Below are 16,435 nucleotides of genomic sequence, written 5' to 3' on the forward strand. Positions count from 1 at the left end.
TTTAATATCAGTTTCGATTACTTTAGCGCCTTCAATCAGCAAATCACCATTTGAAATTTCTACTGACACTGATGAACCTTCTCGAAGTGTTGCAACGTCAGAGCCATTAGCTGCGTATGCTGCCAATGCACTGACCTCTGAACCCAAAACGTGCTGCAGCAAAATATCTTGCAAACCTTCGACGGCACCAATGTTATTTTCATCGAAACCTGCTGCCGCGAATGCTGCATCAGTAGGAGCAAATACAGTGAATGTACCCGCACCAGATAGAGTACCAGCTAGATCAGCTGCAGTAACAGCAGCTAGCAAAGTTGTTAGATCGGCATTCATAGACGCGCCAGCTGCCGCTGTAACAATTGCAGCAATACTGTCTGTCTCGTCTGATGTATCTATCGCAAGTTCTGGTGGAAGAAGAACTTTATCGATAACGTGGACAACACCATTCGTTGCTAGGTTATTAGCTGATGTAACTGCAGCGTTGTTTACGTATAGCGTTGACCCGGTTAGGGAGAGTGAAATTTGAGTGTCTGTTAAGGCTGTATCTGCCATCGGCATGCCACCAGACACGAGGCTTGTTGCTGCTTCAGAAGGAACGAAACCAGGAACTACGTGATAGTTAAGAACGCGTGTTAGTAGGTCGTCAGGGATTGCGTCAACATCTGCAAAGCCGTTAGCGCTAAGGAAATCAGCAAACGCTGCATCGGTAGGTGCGAATACGGTTAACGTAGCATCTGCATCAGTTAGAGCATCTGCCACAGACATTTCAGCACTGCCAACTGCTGCGACTAAAGAAGCCAGGCCAGCTGTCCCAGCTAATGTCGCAATGTTTTCAGTAGGAAGAGTCATTGGAACCATGACTGCATCAATTTCATGGATGATGCCGTTAGATGCGTTGATGTCTGTGTCGATCACTTGTGCGTTCTCAACGAATAGATCGTCTCCGCTAAGACTTACATCGATGTCCTCGCCTAGAAGAGAAGTTACTGAACCTCCTGCTGCTGCGACTGCTGCCTCGGCGTTAATTTCTGAACCGACAACGTGGTATTTGAGAACACTATATAAGGTAGAAAGTGGGATGTCGCTGAGTTCGTCCCAGCTCATGTTGCTGTCAAGTAGCGCAGTGAACGCGTCATTATTTGGCGCAAACACTGTAAGTTCGGCTGAATCGTCATCCAATGTGCCTGCAAGACCGGCATCAGTGACGGCTGTCGCAAGACTTGAGAAGTTAGGTGTAGAAGACGCAATGTCTGTGATCGATGGTGTTGCAGCAGGGCTGTCATCACTGTCACTACATGCAGAAATGAATGGGATTGCACCCAGAATCATTAAAGGCGCCCAGCGCTTCACGTTGGTGCCAAAGCTAATCATGCTCATGGTAAATTCCTTAAATTGTTCGGAGACGCGAAGCGAACTCCCTTGACTAAAATTGTTCTTATCTTTCACAACTTGATAAAAAACTTCGATTTTTATGAGCGCTCGGGTCGGGTTACGGGGGGGCGTTTAACAATGGATCACATTTGTTCGGAAAATTCGTTGCAAATCATTTTTTTTGTCAGATCGCCCTCAAATGAGGTGATTTGCATGAAAAATAGTCATCTAAGTAGAATCTAACTGCGTAGCAAAATTTGGTCTAAAGCAAGTGGCTGACAATGAAGCGCAGATACTTGAATCGAAAACGATATAAAACGCAATCGAAATAAAAGGGGTGACTATGAATATTTCTCGTGGGTTGGTCGGGGCTGCTGCGGTAGCTGTTTCAATAGGTGCTAGTGTTGCTGTGGCTGATGGGCACGGTATGAAGCACGCCGGTAAAAATGTTGATTTTGAGTTGAATGGCACAGCGTATGAAAGCTACTTTGTTGTAGGCGATAATAAAGATGCACCGTTAGTTTATTTGATTCACGACTGGGATGGCCTAACTGAATACGAAGTTAAGCGTAGCGAAATGCTGCACGAACTTGGCTACTCAGTATTTGCTGTCGATTTATTTGGTAAAGGCGTGCGTCCAACGGAAGCGGCTGATAAAAAACAGCATACTGGTGAGCTATACAAAGATCGCGAGAAAATGCGCGCAATCATGCAAGCAGGTTTAGCTAAAGCAAAAGAGCTTGGTGCTGATACGAGTAATGCCGTTGCGATGGGCTACTGTTTCGGTGGCGCAGCCGTGTTAGAACTGGCGAGATCAGGTACCGAACTAAAAGGATTTGCTAGCTTTCACGGTGGTTTGACGACCCCAGAAGGGCAAGGCTACAGCAATACAAAGGGCTCAGTTCTTGTGATGCATGGTACGGCAGACTCGATTATTCCAATGTCAGATTTCGCGAATCTAGCGGATGAGCTTGAGGCTGCGAAGGTGGATCATGAAATGGTGACTTATGGCGGCGCGCCTCATGCCTTCACTGTATTTGGTTCGGAAAAGTATCAAGAAAGAGCGGATATCCAAAGCTGGACGCTATTCACTGATTTCCTCAAAATGGAAACGATGTAGTTTTATAGTCTAGGTACGATTCGTTACAGCCCTGCTTTGATAGTCTCAAGGTGGGGCTTTTTATTATTTGAATAATAAACATGCCTTTTGCTGCAGCATTAGGGTTCGTCTTTGGAAACCTGTCGTAGCTATGTTAGGGTTAAAAGACAGAATAACAATCAAATACAAATCAATCGAAAGGGGTCAAAATGAAGAAGTCTCTTGTCGCTGCGCTTTCTGCTGCAGCTTTGCTTTCAGCTTGTGGTGGTAACAACTCTGAAGAAACTAATTCTGTTCAAGAATCGGCATCAGCATCATCAGCTAATGAATGCGGATCAGTGACTATTGCTGAGATGAACTGGAACTCTGCTGCGTTGATGGCGCATGTAGATAGTTACATTCTCAAGAATGGTTACGGGTGCGATACGCAACTTGTGGCGGGTGACACAATGCCAACAGGCACATCAATGATCGAGAAAGGTGAGCCAGATATTGCACCAGAGCTTTGGAGTAATGGTCTGCGCGAACCTCTCGACAAAGGTGTTGCAGAAGGTCGATTAAAGTATGCGGGCAATTCTTTGTCTGACGGTGGTGAAGAAGGTTTTTGGGTGCCGAAGTTCATGGTTGACCAAGATCCTAGCCTTGCAACAATCGCAGGCGTGAAAGCGAATGCTGCATTGTTTAAACACCCAGAAGATCCAAGCGCAGCGATGTTCATGGGTTGCCCAGCTGGCTGGAACTGTCAAATCTCGGGTGAAAACTTGTTCAAAGCGCTTGATTTAGAAAGCGCAGGATTCAAAGTGGTTGATCCAGGTTCTGGCGCGGCATTATCAGGGGCGATTGCAAAAGCTTACGAGCGTCAGGAAGCTTGGTTCGGTTATTACTGGGCGCCAACTGCTGTACTTGGTAAGTACGATATGGTGAAAGTAGATTTCGGTTCTGGTGTAGACGTTGATCACTACAAAGCTTGTATCACACAAGCAGAATGTGCAGAACCAAAACCGACGATGTACCCACCTGCAGCTGTTCAATCTGTCACGACATCAGGTTTCGCTGAACGCGCTCCAGAAGCTTTTGAGTATGTTGCAAAGCGTGCGTTTACCAACGCAAAAATGAACAAGCTATTGGCTTGGATGGAAGACAATCAAGCCGACGGTGCAACAGCCGCAGAGCACTTCCTTATTTCTGACACGGCAACATGGACTGCATGGGTTGCGCCAGAAATCGCTGAGAAAGTAAAAGCGACACTGATTAATAAGTAAGTACCCCGAAGCCGCTTTTAATAGCGGCTTTTTTATTTCCCTTTATTTCGAGGTTTATATGTCTTTTTGGACGGAGTTTCCTGAACTGAGCCGTGAAACGATGGTTGAGTTGAGGAAATCCCTCGATCAAGGTTATCGAAGTTTTTCACGTGAATATGGTGAGAGTATCGAGGCCTTTTTCGAACCCCTTCTTCAGTTTCTAATTTGGTTTGAGAAATTATTGTTAGCAACCCCATGGCCGATTGTGATTGCGGTAATTGTTGCTATTTGTCATTTAGCTGCACGCTCGTGGAAATTGTCACTTGCTGTTGCACTTGCACTATACGGGATCGGCTTGTTTGGTATGTGGGAAGACACCATGAGTACCTTAAGCATTATCACCGTCAGTACTTTGTTATCGATCATTATTGGTATTCCTATTGGTATCGCGATGGCGCGTTCTGATCGTATTCAATCGGTTTTCACACCGATACTTGATGTCATGCAAACAATGCCGGCATTCGTGTACTTGATCCCAGTGGTGATGCTACTCGGCATCGGTAAAATCCCCGGAATGATCGCCGTTATTATTTATGCCATTCCTCCTGTTATTCGCTTAACAAACTTGGGTATTCGTCTCGTAGATAAAGAAGTATTAGAAGCAGCAGACGCCTTTGGCACGACCTCGTATCAAAAGCTATTTCAGGTTCAGCTTCCTCTAGCGATGCCAAATATCATGGCCGGAGTAAATCAAACTATTATGATGGCGCTGGCAATGGTCGTGATAGCATCAATGATTGGTGTTGCAGGCTTAGGGCAGCAGGTCTTGCGTTCGATTAACAACCAGTTCTTTGCTTTGGGCTTATTTAACGGTATCGCGATCGTGGTGCTGGCAATCATCTTTGATCGGGTATCTCAAGCGTATGCGAAACGCTCTCAAGCACATCTTGGGGGGCAGCAATGAACATGAGTGATACCTTCATTGAAATTAAATCGCTCTACAAGCTTTTCGGTGATCAAGCTGAAAAACATATGGATCTTGTTTTACAGGGGAAAACCAAAGCAGAGATTCTTGAAAAAACTGGACATACGCTTGGTCTTAAAGACATTAACATGGAGATCAAACGGGGTGAGATCTTCGTAATTATGGGGCTTTCTGGTTCTGGAAAGTCGACCTTAATTCGTCACTTTAACCGTCTGATTGAACCGAGTGCAGGGCAGATCATGTTTGATGGTGACGACGTGATGAAGCTTGATGCGAAACAGCTTCAGGAATTTCGTCGAACACGCATGTCGATGGTGTTTCAGCACTTTGGTTTGTTACCCCATAATTCGGTGATCGATAACGTCGCCTTTGGTTTGAAAACACAGGGCGTTGCGAAAGCTGAGCGACTACAGAAGGCTAAACAATGGTTAGCTGACGTCGGTTTAGAAGGGTATGAGGGACTATACCCATCACAGCTTTCAGGCGGTCAGCAGCAACGTGTTGGTCTAGCGCGAGCTTTGTGCACCGACCCAGATGTATTGTTGATGGACGAGGCTTTTTCTGCATTGGACCCTCTGATTAGAAGCGAGATGCAGGATCAATTGATTCATCTGCAAGAAAAACTCCACAAGACAATCGTTTTTATTACCCATGATTTGGACGAAGCCTTGCGTGTTGGTGATCGAATCGCGATTCTCAAAGATGGTGAGCTGGTTCAAGTCGGCGAGCCTAGTGAAATTCTTCTGCAACCCGCTGACGCCTATGTAGAAGCGTTTGTGCAAGACGTGAATCGAGCACGTGCTCTGACTGTTGAAAACGTGATGAAATCGCCAATGAATCGTATTACTGCAACTACGATCGGCGAGGCCTTAGAGCAAATGCGTAATATGCCGAAAGACTATGCCTACGTTGAATCGGATGATGGCTTTGAGGGAACTGTTCTGCAAGAGACCTTGGAGCAAGCTGTTGATAGCGAAGACGTATGTAGTTCAGAGCCTCTGACTGACGAGTACTTTGAAGAAACGGTTGAGATCTCACCTGACTCTCTTCTAGAAGAAGTTATTCCTGAAACACTCGACACTAGTCACCCTTTAGCTGTAGTCAGTGAGGAGGGAGAGCTTGAAGGTGTCTTGTCGAGAAAACGTTTAGCGAAAATTTTAGGTAGATAAACGCGTAGTCGAAAACTTGGACTAAACTCAGCTCAGTTTTAGTCCAAGCGAGGCCCGACGTTGATTACGGAAGAACAACAAGACGATGCGATATTCGAGTTATCTGCCGACTTGCGCGAAGTGGGTAAACAGATACTCAAGCTGCTGAGAAAAGGCGCTGTTGATGTGCCGCTCTTTCCCAAAATCGCAACGGACGTTATGCGTCTCGCAAAGTCTCCAGACACTGACGCAGCGACCTTAGCGGACTTAATTCAACGCCACACTACGCTGGCGGGGCACGTCATCCGTGTTGCTAATTCACCACTTTATACACCAAATGCTTCAATGGTCTCATTGCAGCAAGCCATCGCGCGCTTGGGTCTAAACGCGATATGCGAAATATCTTAGGGGATCGCCTTAAACGCGAAGCTTTTTAATGCACCAAAATTTGAAGATCGACTTGTTGCCATTTCACAGCACGGTTTTTGTTGCGCTATTTGGGCGAAAGAGCTGGCGCGAGCGCTTCAAGAGAGTGTTGAAACAGCATTTTTATGCGGCCTTTTGCATGGCATAGGTAGACCCGCATTTTTGCAATTCTATTCAGACATGAGCTCCGCCGAACAGCTCAAATTGACGCCAGCTCAGGTATTGGAATTAGAGGACGTGTTTCATCCTCTATTCGGACAAGAGATTAATAAAGCGTGGGAGATACCAGAGGCAGTGTGTGATGTTGCGCTATTTAGTCAGACGCCTTCTCAATCAGAAAAGTATCAAACCCAATGTGCATTGGTACAGGCTGCATCGTTGCTCGCCAAAGCGAGTTTAGAAGATCAAGATTTAGAACCTTTAAAAGCAAAAGCCATTTTTTCAACGCTAAATTTATACACCGATGCGCTCAACGATGTCTTGAGTAAACGTGATCACATCGTCTCAACAGTGAGGGCTAAGCAGCAATGAAGAGCTTTCATGTTGTCGTTATTGGTAGTGGCCCAGCTGGGCAGAAAGCAGCGGTTCAAGCAGCAAAAGCCGATCAGTCGGTTGCTATTATCGAACAGGACAAATTCTTAGGTGGCGCATGTGTTCATCGAGGCACTATTCCAAGTAAAACTCTGAGGGAAAATGCCTTACGTGTGAAAAAGATGCGTGAAAACGCGACGCTTTGTAATTTCGAGGTCGCTGAAGACACCGAAATGGCTACTTTGATCGACCGTCTAAATGCTGTCGTTCAATCGCATGATACCTTCATGGTGAATCAAATAGAGCGAAATATGATTACGCGTCTGCATGGGCGCGCTCATTTCGTTGATGCCAACACGCTTAGTCTTGAATCACCGAATGGGTCTACCGAATTAATTGAAGCGCAAACCTTTGTCATTGCCTCGGGTTCTGTTCCGCGTCATCCTGAAAATATCCCCGTTGATCATGAGAATATCCTAGATAGCGACTCAATTCTGAGCATGTTGTACTTGCCTCCAAGTTTGATCGTTTTGGGTGGTGGTGTCATTGCCAGCGAGTATGCCTCGATATTTCAGGCACTCGGAGTCAAGGCGATGATGATTGATCGTTATGAGCGCCCACTTGGCTTTATGGACGAAGATCTTATTGAGCGTTTTATGGGTACTTTTGCCGAAATGAGTGGCAAATGGGTGGGTGAGACGGAAGTTAGCTCTGTCGCTTGGAACGGTGTTTCTGAAGTAGTTGTCTCATGTGCTAATGGGAAAGAATATCGCAGCTCAAAGCTACTTGTGGCAGCAGGCCGTGTTGCCAATGTATCAGGCTTGAGTCTTGATAAAGCAGGCGTGGTGTTGACCAATCAAGGGCATATTCAGGTAGACAACGAGTTACGAAGTAGTGTTTCCAATATATACGCGGCTGGTGATGTAATTGGCCCGCCATCTTTGGCTTCGGCTTCGATGGAGCAGGGGCGCCGTGCAAGTCGAAATGCCTTAGGTATTAGCGTTGGTAAAATGGCAGATTTCATTCCAGCAGGTATTTACTCCATTCCTGAAATTTCAGGCATTGGGCTCACTGAACAACAGGCTAGAGCCAAGGGTGATGTCATTGTCGGTGTTGCCAAATTTGAAGAGATTTCTCGAGGTCAGATCAGTGGTATAGAAGATGGTTTGTTGAAAATCATTTGCGATGAACAAGGGAAGAAAATCTTGGGTGTTCAGATAGTTGGTGAAGGGGCTACGGAACTCGTTCATATTGGTCAGATGGCGATGCTATCCGACAGCCCTGTTGATATTTTTGTAGAGAATATTTTTAACTATCCAACACTCGCAGAAGCCTATCGTGTTGCAGCTCTATCGGTGTTAGGGCAAAGGTAAACGGATATGAATATAGATTGGGGTCAGAGTTTTTTCACTCTGATCCCAATCCAAGAGCGGATTATTGGCTCAATACAGCTTCAAGAAATTCTTGACCAGCTTGCGTGTGAACGGTACTGCTTGGGTGGAAACCATCAGAGAAAACAAATGCTGAGCAATCAGCAAGTGCGGGTACTGATTCAACACAAGGAGTTGTTGTGTTCAAACCGGCTTCTTCACCTTCTTCAATTGTACGATCTAAGAAGTCTTGTAGTGAGTATTCAATAATATCAATACCTGTTGCTGCTTCAATATTGCGAACTGATTTACGAAGTTTACGATTGAAACGATCCACAAGACTTGACACTTTTTCTGGGTACTCAAGAGCACGACGTTCGTTTTGGGGATTACCTGATGCTACAGCTGCTTGATACAGGTCGTTAACATTTGCTCTAAGAAGAGGTGTTTTGCTGATATCTGGAGCGTCTGCTACCGCGATAGCTGTTGCGCCAGTCGCGATCAAGGTTTGGATTTGATTACTGATTACATCTACTGCTGCGTCAACGCGATCCTTAGATCCTTTGCGAGCTGCCTGACGTTCTGCACCTGGAGCTGTAAATACGCCTTGTGCACGAATTTGCGCAGCAGCGTTCAAATCGTTACCACCGATAACAATAACGTATAGGCCGTTTGCATCTGCTACACCACCAGTCGACAACAAGTGCGCGCCAATCTGGATTGGAAGACTCGTGTCGTTGTTAGGATCTGATGGGATTGCGGCAGCGCCTCCGACAGCATAGTTAGTGCCGACGTTTTGGCCTAGCAACCACTTTGACGGGTTGTTTGTTAAACCCAGACCTGCAGCAAGCGCATCGGTTGCGATCGTTGCTTGTCCCGTGAACGGAGAAATATTGGTGAACTTAACTTCAACTGGCGATTGGAATACTTCCGTTAAGTTGCCAGAGTCAGACAAGCTGTCACCAAATACATACATGTTGTCATATGCGCTCGCACTTGCAGAAAGAACTGCGCCACCTAGGAAAGCGGCCATTTTTTTCATAGTAAATTTCATTTCAGTCACCTAATTATGGTTTTTATTGTTATCCAAAACTTGAATTTAATTTTTTTGGGGAAAGTCCATATTTATAAATGGCCGACTTCCACACTGTCGACATTGGAAGCTAAGTCTGCCATTACGTGAGCTTATTCGATAAATCTGAAGGCGTACTTTTTATGCTTACTGTTCGCTTTTCGCTTGTTATTTTAGTGGGTGAGTGTTGATTTGGTGGGGTTGAGGGTTGGTTCTCATTCTTTAGTTAACTTAGACGTTGATTTTTAGGCGTAATTGAATGCTAAAGAAGTCCATGCAACATTGTTTAACAATCTGTCACGCGTTGGCTATTTAGCCCCTTAGCAATTTACAAAAGCATACGGGGTAACAACGGAAGGTTTTCGTTAGTAGTGCTGAACTTAAGGGTATTCATGTATTAATACCTTTAAGCGATGTTTAAGATTCAAAATTCCCTAAAGCCTACTTCTTTACTTGCAAGTCTTACTTTACTGGCAGCGTGTTCATCTGGTGCACAAGATCAAAGTGTCGAAGTACACAACCTCAGTCAAACGGGTGCTGTTTCTCAAGGGCAAACGGCTAGTATCGAAAATCCAAGTTGCTTAACCAGTGAGTTAGATGACGAGCTATTGGTTGCTTTGAATGAGGCGCGTTCACAAGCAAGATTTTGCGGACAGGATTATTACCCCGCGGTTGGTGCGGTGACTTGGAATTGCCAGTTAGAAGATGCTGGTTTAGCGCATTCAATAGATATGGGTACCAATAATTTCTTCAGTCATACTGGTTCAAATGGTTTGCGTGTCGGTAGTCGAGCAACTCAAGCGGGCTACAACTGGACCATGGTAGGTGAAAACATCGCCGCGGGCTTCTATACCGTGCCGTCTGTCATGCAAGGTTGGTTAAATAGCCCGAGCCATTGTTCAGCGATCATGAGTCCAAATTATGAAGAAGGCGGTGTGGCCGTCTACATCGCAGACAATGCCGATTATGAAGTGTATTGGACAATGGTGCTAGGAAAGCTGATCCCTTAATGAAAATGTTTAGGCAATAAAAAAGCACCTTTATACCGGGTGCTTTTTTATTGAATTGATTAAGCCACAATTTGTAGCTCAAGTTCCTTATAGAGTTCGTCAGTTTCGTAGTCTTCTTCTAACAGCTTACGCTGAGACTTTTTCAGTTTCTTCACAACGAGTGAATAACTGTGATCGATTAGCCGCTCGATTTCAGACTCTGGAATGCTTCCATCTAAGATGAGTGTATTCCAATGGGTCTTGTTCATGTGATGCCCAGGAACAATCGATTCATACATATCTCGAAGTTCTTCGGCGTGGTGAGGGTCGCATTTGAGATTCATGTGAGGAATCCCATCTTGCTTGGTTAAGGTGGCGAACATGCTACCTTTAATTTTAGGTACTAACACCGGAGGCCCAAAAGGATAGTCTTCCCTTGCTTCTGGTTTTCCTAATAAATATGCCTTTGCAGCTTCATAATTCATAGCTGTTTCTCCATTGCGATGTCTTATCGTTTTATGAGCAACAAACAACTACAGGTTGCTAAAAATATGGGTGACTCGAGGTCACAAAATTTTTTTTTCTCACGCTCAGTATAGACCCTGTTACACTTCTGTGTGGCGGATCGTACATTCTGTTACGTTTTTAAACATAAAGCCTTTCTAACTGAGATCGAGATCAAGGTTTAATCTGGAAGACTGTGTAGTTGGTGCGTTTAATTTGATGCACATATCATTTCTTATTGATGGATTGTTAGGAGTCAAAAAATGGCTAAGTCCCTGCAAGAGCAGTTGTTGGGTGCGGGTTTGGTAGACAAAAAGAAAGCCAAAGCCATTAAGCAAGAACAAAGAAAGACTAAAAAGCAAAAGGGTAGAGTGGGCTTGGAGTCTGAGGCAAACGAGAAGAAGCAACGTCTAGACCAAGAGCGTCAAGCGAAAGCGGAGAGAGATCGCGAACTTAACGCAGAGCGCAATGAAGAGTTAAAAGAGCGCGAAATTATCGCGCAGGTCAAACAATTGATCTCGGTCAATAAGTTGAGTGTTGATGGTGAGTTAGGATACCAATTCGCAGATGGTTCCAAAATTCAAAAACTCTATGTCGATGAGGCTAGTCAAACAGCTTTAGCCAAAGGGCGACTTTCTATCGTGCGCGATGCACAAAGTTATGCAGTGGTAGCCAGCCAAGTCGCAGAAAAAATTAAACAACGCAAGCCAGAGTTTGTTGTTGTGTTGAACGAAAAGGCATCTCAAGAAGTTGATGAAGATGATCCTTATAAGGATTATCAAATCCCTGACGATTTAATGTGGTAAATCGCCTGATTTTTTATATTTGCGCTATCTTTAGTGCAGCGTTACAACTCGTCGCTTTTACTGGGCTTGTAAGACGGCGATTGACAATGATAGGTAGAAGATAAATATGTCTGAGAATACTCCATTAGATAGAAGTGTTTTTGATCAAGTAATGGTGCCGAATTACGCACCCTCGGCCGTGATTCCTGTTAAAGGGGCCGGTTCTCGTGTTTGGGATCAAAACGGTCGTGAGTATATTGATTTTGCGGGCGGCATAGCAGTGAGTGCTTTAGGGCATACGCATCCGAGACTTGTTAGCACCTTAAAAGAGCAAGCTGAGAAGCTATGGCATGTCAGTAATGTGATGACAAATGAACCAGCGTTGCGTTTAGCGAGCTTGCTGACAGAACGAACATTTGCAGAACGAGTGTTCTTTGCGAACTCAGGAGCAGAGGCAAATGAAGCTGCATTTAAGTTAGTGCGTAAATACGCGCATGATCACTACGGCGAAGATAAAAACGAAATTCTATCTTTCTACAGCAGTTTTCATGGCCGTACATTGTTCACAGTTTCTGTAGGAGGCCAAGCTAAATATACGGAAGGGTTTGAGCCTGTTCCTGGCGGTATTACGCACGCGAACTATAACGATCTAGCTAGTGTTGAAGCGGTGATTTCAGATAAAACCTGCGCGGTTGTGATCGAGCCAGTGCAAGGTGAGGGCGGTGTGATGCCGGCTGATCCTGAGTTTCTTAAAGGTCTACGCGCTTTGTGTGATAAGCACAATGCTCTATTAGTGTTTGATGAAATTCAAACGGGTGTCGGACGTTCTGGTGAGCTTTATGCGTATATGAAGTATGGCGTGATGCCTGACATTCTTACGACCGCAAAGTCTCTTGGTGGTGGTTTTCCGGTAGCGGCGATGCTTACGACCGAAAGTATTGCTCAAAGTTTTGGCATTGGAACGCACGGTAGTACATACGGCGGTAATCCTTTGGCATGTGCCGTGGCAGAAGCATTATTGCTCGAGCTTGAAGAGAAAAAAGTGATCGAGCAGGTCCCAGAAAAGAACGCACGTTTTGTGAATGCTTTGGAAGAGATTAATGCTGAATTCCAAGTGTTTAAAGAGATTAGAAGTTGCGGCTTATTAATTGGCTGCGAGATGAATGAGAAATATCAAGGTAAAGCGAAAGACATTATGGCTAAAGCGATGGAGCAAGGCTTGATGGCCTTGATCGCAGGTCCAAATGTACTTCGCTTAGCGCCATCATTGATTATCGCGGACAAGGATATCGATGAAGGTATGGCTTTACTTAGAACGGCTGTAAGGGAATTCGTTAATACGGAGGTGTAGAATGCACCTAGTGCGTCCATGCACACTTGATGATCTAAGCAGTATTGAATCGCTAGTTCGTGATAACCAAGCACGAATAGCGTCTCTTCCTCGGAAACGAGCTCGATTAGCGGAGCGCATTGAACAATCAATGCGTTCTTTTCAGTCCCCAAATTCGCCCAGCGATGAGGGGAAGTTCTTTTTATTTGTTCTAGAAAATACTCAAACAGGAGAGCTTGTTGCCTGTTCGGGTATTGCTATGAATAACGAACTTAAGCGACCGTTTTATAACTATCGTTTGGGTGAGCTTATTCATGCCTCAGAAGAATTTGACATTCATACGCCAGTGTCTGTCTTGCATTTAACGCATGAGTTGACCGGCCGAAATGTCTTGTGTTCATTGGCTATACGCGATGACTTGGTTGATACAGATTGTTTTCAACTCATTGCGCGTGCTCGGTTGATGTTTATGCGTCAATTTGCCGAGTACTTTAGTGATCAGGTTGTCGTTGAATTGCAGGGTGTTTATGGCGAAAAAGGGCAGTCTGTATTTTGGGATGATTTAGGACGAAATTTCTTCAACATGGATTTCGCAAATGCGAATTATCATGTCGCGACAAAGAGTCGTACTTTTCTTGCAGAGCTGATGCCCGCGCACCCAATCTACGTGACGATGCTGTCTGAGCGAGCTCAAGCCGTATTAGGAAAATATGATCAGCATGCTGAGCCGGTTCATTCTTTGTTAATGAATGAAGGATTTAAGACATCCTCATTTGTCGATATTTTTGATGGCGGCCCGGTTTTATTGGGTCGCCTTGAAAAGTTGCGCACTTTCAATCAAGCACATCAAAAAACCACGCATATTGGTGAGGTAACGGCTGGGTCACCACATTTAGTCTGTAACGATCAGTTTGAAGATTTTCGATGCGGACTTGTTCCTTTGCCTGGGGGCACTCATGACGTGGTCCGTGTTAGTCAATCTGATATATCTGCCTTGAATTTGAATGGTGGCGCTGAATATTTCTTCAGTGCTCTTTAGTAGCTTTCTGTCTTAGGAGAGTAACTCAATGATGGTGATTCGACCTATCCATGGTCATGATCTGCAAGCGCTTGTTGACCTAGCTGAAGGGGCTGGAGTCGGCGTGACGACTTTACCTAAAAATCCCCCTTTGCTAGAGCAACGGATTTTCAATTCGGTACGCTCTTTTCGCTGCTCTCAACCTAAAGAACGCGGAAACTATGTTTTTGCTCTTGAGGATACCGAGACAGGAAAGGTGGTCGGAGTCAGTGCTATTGAAGCAGCCATTGGCCTCGAACAGGTTTGGTACAATTATAGAATCTCAAAAGTTATTCACGCTTCACGAGAAATTGGTGTGCATACATCAAACGACATGCTCGTGATATCGAATGATTTAACCGGAGTGTCTGAACTGTGCACACTGTTTTTAGATGCTAGCGCGCGGTCAGGGAACAATGGTCGTTTATTGTCGAAGTGTCGCCTTCTCTTTTTAGCCGAGTTCAAAGAGTATTTTAGTGAAAAAGTGATTGCAGAGATGCGTGGCTACTCTGATGAGAATGGCATCTCTCCATTTTGGGAATCCTTAGGTAAGAAGTTTTTTCAAATGGAATTTTCTTTAGCGGATTATCAAGTCGGGCTTGGTAACAAAGAATTAGTCGCAGAGCTGATGCCCAAGTACCCCATTTATTTGTTCTCTCTTACTAAAGAGGCGCGTGCAGTGATTGGCAAAACGCATGACAACACGCGTCCAGCATTAGAAATGCTCAAGAAAGAGGGTTTTCATTTCAATCAATTGATAGACATTTTCGATGGTGGCCCAGTCGTTGAGAGCTTCGTTGAAGATGTGCGCGGCGTTAGTGAAAGTGTGCTTTTGCCTTATCGCGTAGATACTAACTATGACGCTGAAATTGGTGCCCGTGACGATTGGGTTGTGTCTAATCGGCGGATGGAACATTTCCGTACAATTCTTGTCAGTAAAGATCAGATTCACGCTGATCATATAAGACTAAGTTCAGAACAATTCGATGCTTTGAATATCGATGATCAAGCTGAGCTTAGAGCTGTCCCACTTCGTTATATTTAGGATAAAGCTATGAGCCAATTAGGAGCTTTCATTGCAGGACAGTGGCATCACTGTTCAGGACCATCGTTAGCTAGCCATAATCCTTTTAATGGTGAGCTTGTTTGGCAGGCAAATAGCGCAAATAGCGATGATGTATCGCGTTCTGTTGAAGCGGCGAGAGAAGCGTTTTCAAGTTGGGGGCGCACCGCATTCGATGAACGTGTGGCTTTAGTAGAAAAGTTTAAAGAATGCCTTCAGGCACGCAGTGAAGAGTTAGCGATCGCGATCGGTAAAGAGACAGGCAAGCCATTGTGGGATGCGAGAACCGAAGTCGGCGCGATGGTTGGCAAGGTCGCTATTTCTCAGCAGGCCTATTTAGATCGTACAGGACATTCAAGTAAGGAATTGCCAGCAGGCTTGTCTTCTTTAAGGCATCGGCCGCATGGTGTTGTCGCGGTTTTTGGACCTTATAATTTCCCTGGCCATCTACCAAACGGACATATTGTGCCTGCGTTATTAGCCGGCAATACGGTTGTCTTCAAACCAAGTGAACAGTGCCCTTTGGTTGCGCAAATTACTTTAGAAATTTGGATTGAGGCCGGTTTACCTGAAGGAGTGATTAATCTCGTCCAAGGCGAACGACTAACCGGTGAAGCGCTCGCACAACATCCGGATATAGATGGACTGTTTTTTACAGGAAGCTCCAGAACCGGAGCCATTCTTCACCAACAATGGGCAGGTCAGCCCGCCAAGATCCTTGCTTTAGAAATGGGAGGCAACAATCCACTGATTGTTGATCGTGATAGCCCTATTGAGGCGACTGTCCATCACTTATTATTTTCGAGTTTTGTCTCAGCTGGTCAGCGCTGCACATGTGCTCGACGCGTTTTTATTCCGACTGGTGAGTACGGCGATCAGCTTGTATCTTCGTTAATTAGCTCAACACGCGCATTACAGGTTGGCGCATTTGATGCAGAACCTCAGCCTTTTATGGGATGCCTGGTTTCGGAAGGCGCAGCGCAAAGTATCGTGTCGGCTTATCAGAATTTATTGAGTATCGGCGCTAAACCCTTATTGGAACTCGCAAGAGATAATGAGGTGCCAGCGATGCTGCGTCCTTGTATCGTCGATGTGACGGGGCTTGACGTACCTGATGAAGAATATTTTGGTCCTTTGATGCAAGTCATTCGTTATGAGAACTATGAAGACGCGATCAAGCAAGCGAACGCCACGCGTTTCGGACTGGCGGCAGGTTTAATTAGTGAGAACGAATCACTATGGCAAGACTTTTTGCTAGATAGCCGTGCTGGTATCGTAAATTGGAATATGCCTCTTACCGGAGCAAGCAGTGCTGCACCATTTGGTGGTATCGGTGAGAGTGGCAACCATCGAGCAAGTGCGTTGTATGCAGCAGATTATTGCGCGTATCCTGTTGCATCAATGGAATCTAAACAAGCAAATGTACCGGCAACATTATCGCCCGGTATGACTTTGAAACCTTAATAA

14 protein-coding genes and 1 pseudogene are annotated in these 16,435 nt (G+C 45.1%); 12 read left to right on the forward strand and 3 right to left on the reverse strand.

Annotated features, from left to right (window positions below; genetic code table 11):
* A partial coding sequence (locus tag A3739_RS18800; RefSeq protein WP_068502413.1) for a fasciclin domain-containing protein occupies positions 1 to 1,374 on the reverse strand: 1,374 nt, incomplete at its 3' end.
* 337 nt (positions 1,375 to 1,711) lie between these two features.
* On the opposite strand from A3739_RS18800, the gene A3739_RS18805 reads away from it, so the two are divergent.
* From A3739_RS18805 to sthA, 6 genes and pseudogenes are all read left to right on the forward strand, one after another.
* Positions 1,712 to 2,488, forward strand: a complete 777-nt coding sequence (locus A3739_RS18805) for a dienelactone hydrolase family protein (protein ID WP_231876544.1) — start codon at positions 1,712 to 1,714, stop codon at positions 2,486 to 2,488.
* A 188-nt stretch (positions 2,489 to 2,676) separates the two neighbouring features.
* The gene (locus A3739_RS18810) at positions 2,677 to 3,729 is read left to right on the forward strand and encodes an ABC transporter substrate-binding protein (RefSeq protein WP_082878492.1); all 1,053 of its coding nucleotides are present in this window, start codon (positions 2,677 to 2,679) and stop codon (positions 3,727 to 3,729) included.
* Positions 3,730 to 3,787: 58 nt separating this feature from the next.
* Positions 3,788 to 4,672, forward strand: coding sequence for a proline/glycine betaine ABC transporter permease (locus tag A3739_RS18815; RefSeq protein WP_068478219.1), 885 nt, complete (start codon positions 3,788 to 3,790; stop codon positions 4,670 to 4,672).
* A gap of 2 nt (positions 4,673 to 4,674) precedes the next feature.
* The gene (locus A3739_RS18820; protein WP_068478291.1) at positions 4,675 to 5,862 is read left to right on the forward strand and encodes a glycine betaine/L-proline ABC transporter ATP-binding protein; all 1,188 of its coding nucleotides are present in this window, start codon (positions 4,675 to 4,677) and stop codon (positions 5,860 to 5,862) included.
* 165 nt (positions 5,863 to 6,027) lie between these two features.
* Positions 6,028 to 6,798, forward strand: a pseudogene (locus A3739_RS28230) (HDOD domain-containing protein).
* The gene (gene sthA / locus A3739_RS18835; protein ID WP_068478225.1) at positions 6,795 to 8,171 is read left to right on the forward strand and encodes a Si-specific NAD(P)(+) transhydrogenase; all 1,377 of its coding nucleotides are present in this window, start codon (positions 6,795 to 6,797) and stop codon (positions 8,169 to 8,171) included. Before A3739_RS28230 ends, sthA begins: the two are co-directional and overlap by 4 nt.
* Positions 8,172 to 8,232: 61 nt before the next feature.
* Here sthA and A3739_RS18840 read toward each other — a convergent pair whose 3' ends face one another.
* Positions 8,233 to 9,222, reverse strand: a complete 990-nt coding sequence (locus A3739_RS18840; RefSeq protein ID WP_068478227.1) for an SGNH/GDSL hydrolase family protein — start codon at positions 9,220 to 9,222, stop codon at positions 8,233 to 8,235.
* 431 nt (positions 9,223 to 9,653) lie between these two features.
* Between A3739_RS18840 and A3739_RS18845 the strand changes: the two genes are divergently transcribed.
* Complete coding sequence (locus A3739_RS18845; protein WP_082878494.1) at positions 9,654 to 10,250, forward strand: CAP domain-containing protein; 597 nt, start codon at positions 9,654 to 9,656, stop codon at positions 10,248 to 10,250.
* Positions 10,251 to 10,309: 59 nt separating this feature from the next.
* On the opposite strand, the gene A3739_RS18850 is transcribed toward A3739_RS18845, so the two are convergent.
* Positions 10,310 to 10,714 (reverse strand): MmcQ/YjbR family DNA-binding protein, encoded by a 405-nt coding sequence (locus tag A3739_RS18850; protein WP_068478296.1) that lies wholly within the window; start codon positions 10,712 to 10,714, stop codon positions 10,310 to 10,312.
* Between the two features lie 282 nt (positions 10,715 to 10,996).
* On the opposite strand from A3739_RS18850, the gene A3739_RS18855 reads away from it, so the two are divergent.
* The 5 genes from A3739_RS18855 (at position 10,997) to astD (ending at position 16,432) form a co-directional block, all read left to right on the forward strand.
* Positions 10,997 to 11,539 carry a DUF2058 domain-containing protein gene (locus tag A3739_RS18855; protein WP_068478230.1) on the forward strand — a complete coding sequence of 181 codons (543 nt, stop codon included), beginning with the start codon at positions 10,997 to 10,999 and terminating at the stop codon, positions 11,537 to 11,539.
* 106 nt (positions 11,540 to 11,645) lie between these two features.
* The gene (locus A3739_RS18860; RefSeq protein ID WP_068478232.1) at positions 11,646 to 12,869 is read left to right on the forward strand and encodes an aspartate aminotransferase family protein; all 1,224 of its coding nucleotides are present in this window, start codon (positions 11,646 to 11,648) and stop codon (positions 12,867 to 12,869) included.
* Between the two features lies 1 nt (position 12,870).
* Positions 12,871 to 13,887, forward strand: a complete 1,017-nt coding sequence (locus A3739_RS18865; protein ID WP_068478235.1) for an arginine N-succinyltransferase — start codon at positions 12,871 to 12,873, stop codon at positions 13,885 to 13,887.
* A 28-nt stretch (positions 13,888 to 13,915) separates the two neighbouring features.
* Positions 13,916 to 14,950: an arginine N-succinyltransferase gene (gene astA, locus A3739_RS18870; RefSeq protein ID WP_068478236.1), complete on the forward strand. Its 1,035-nt coding sequence runs from the start codon at positions 13,916 to 13,918 to the stop codon at positions 14,948 to 14,950.
* Between the two features lie 9 nt (positions 14,951 to 14,959).
* Positions 14,960 to 16,432 (forward strand): succinylglutamate-semialdehyde dehydrogenase, encoded by a 1,473-nt coding sequence (gene astD / locus A3739_RS18875; RefSeq protein ID WP_068478238.1) that lies wholly within the window; start codon positions 14,960 to 14,962, stop codon positions 16,430 to 16,432.
* Positions 16,433 to 16,435: the final 3 nt, after the last annotated feature.

It is taken from the genome of Oleiphilus sp. HI0067, assembly GCF_001635735.1.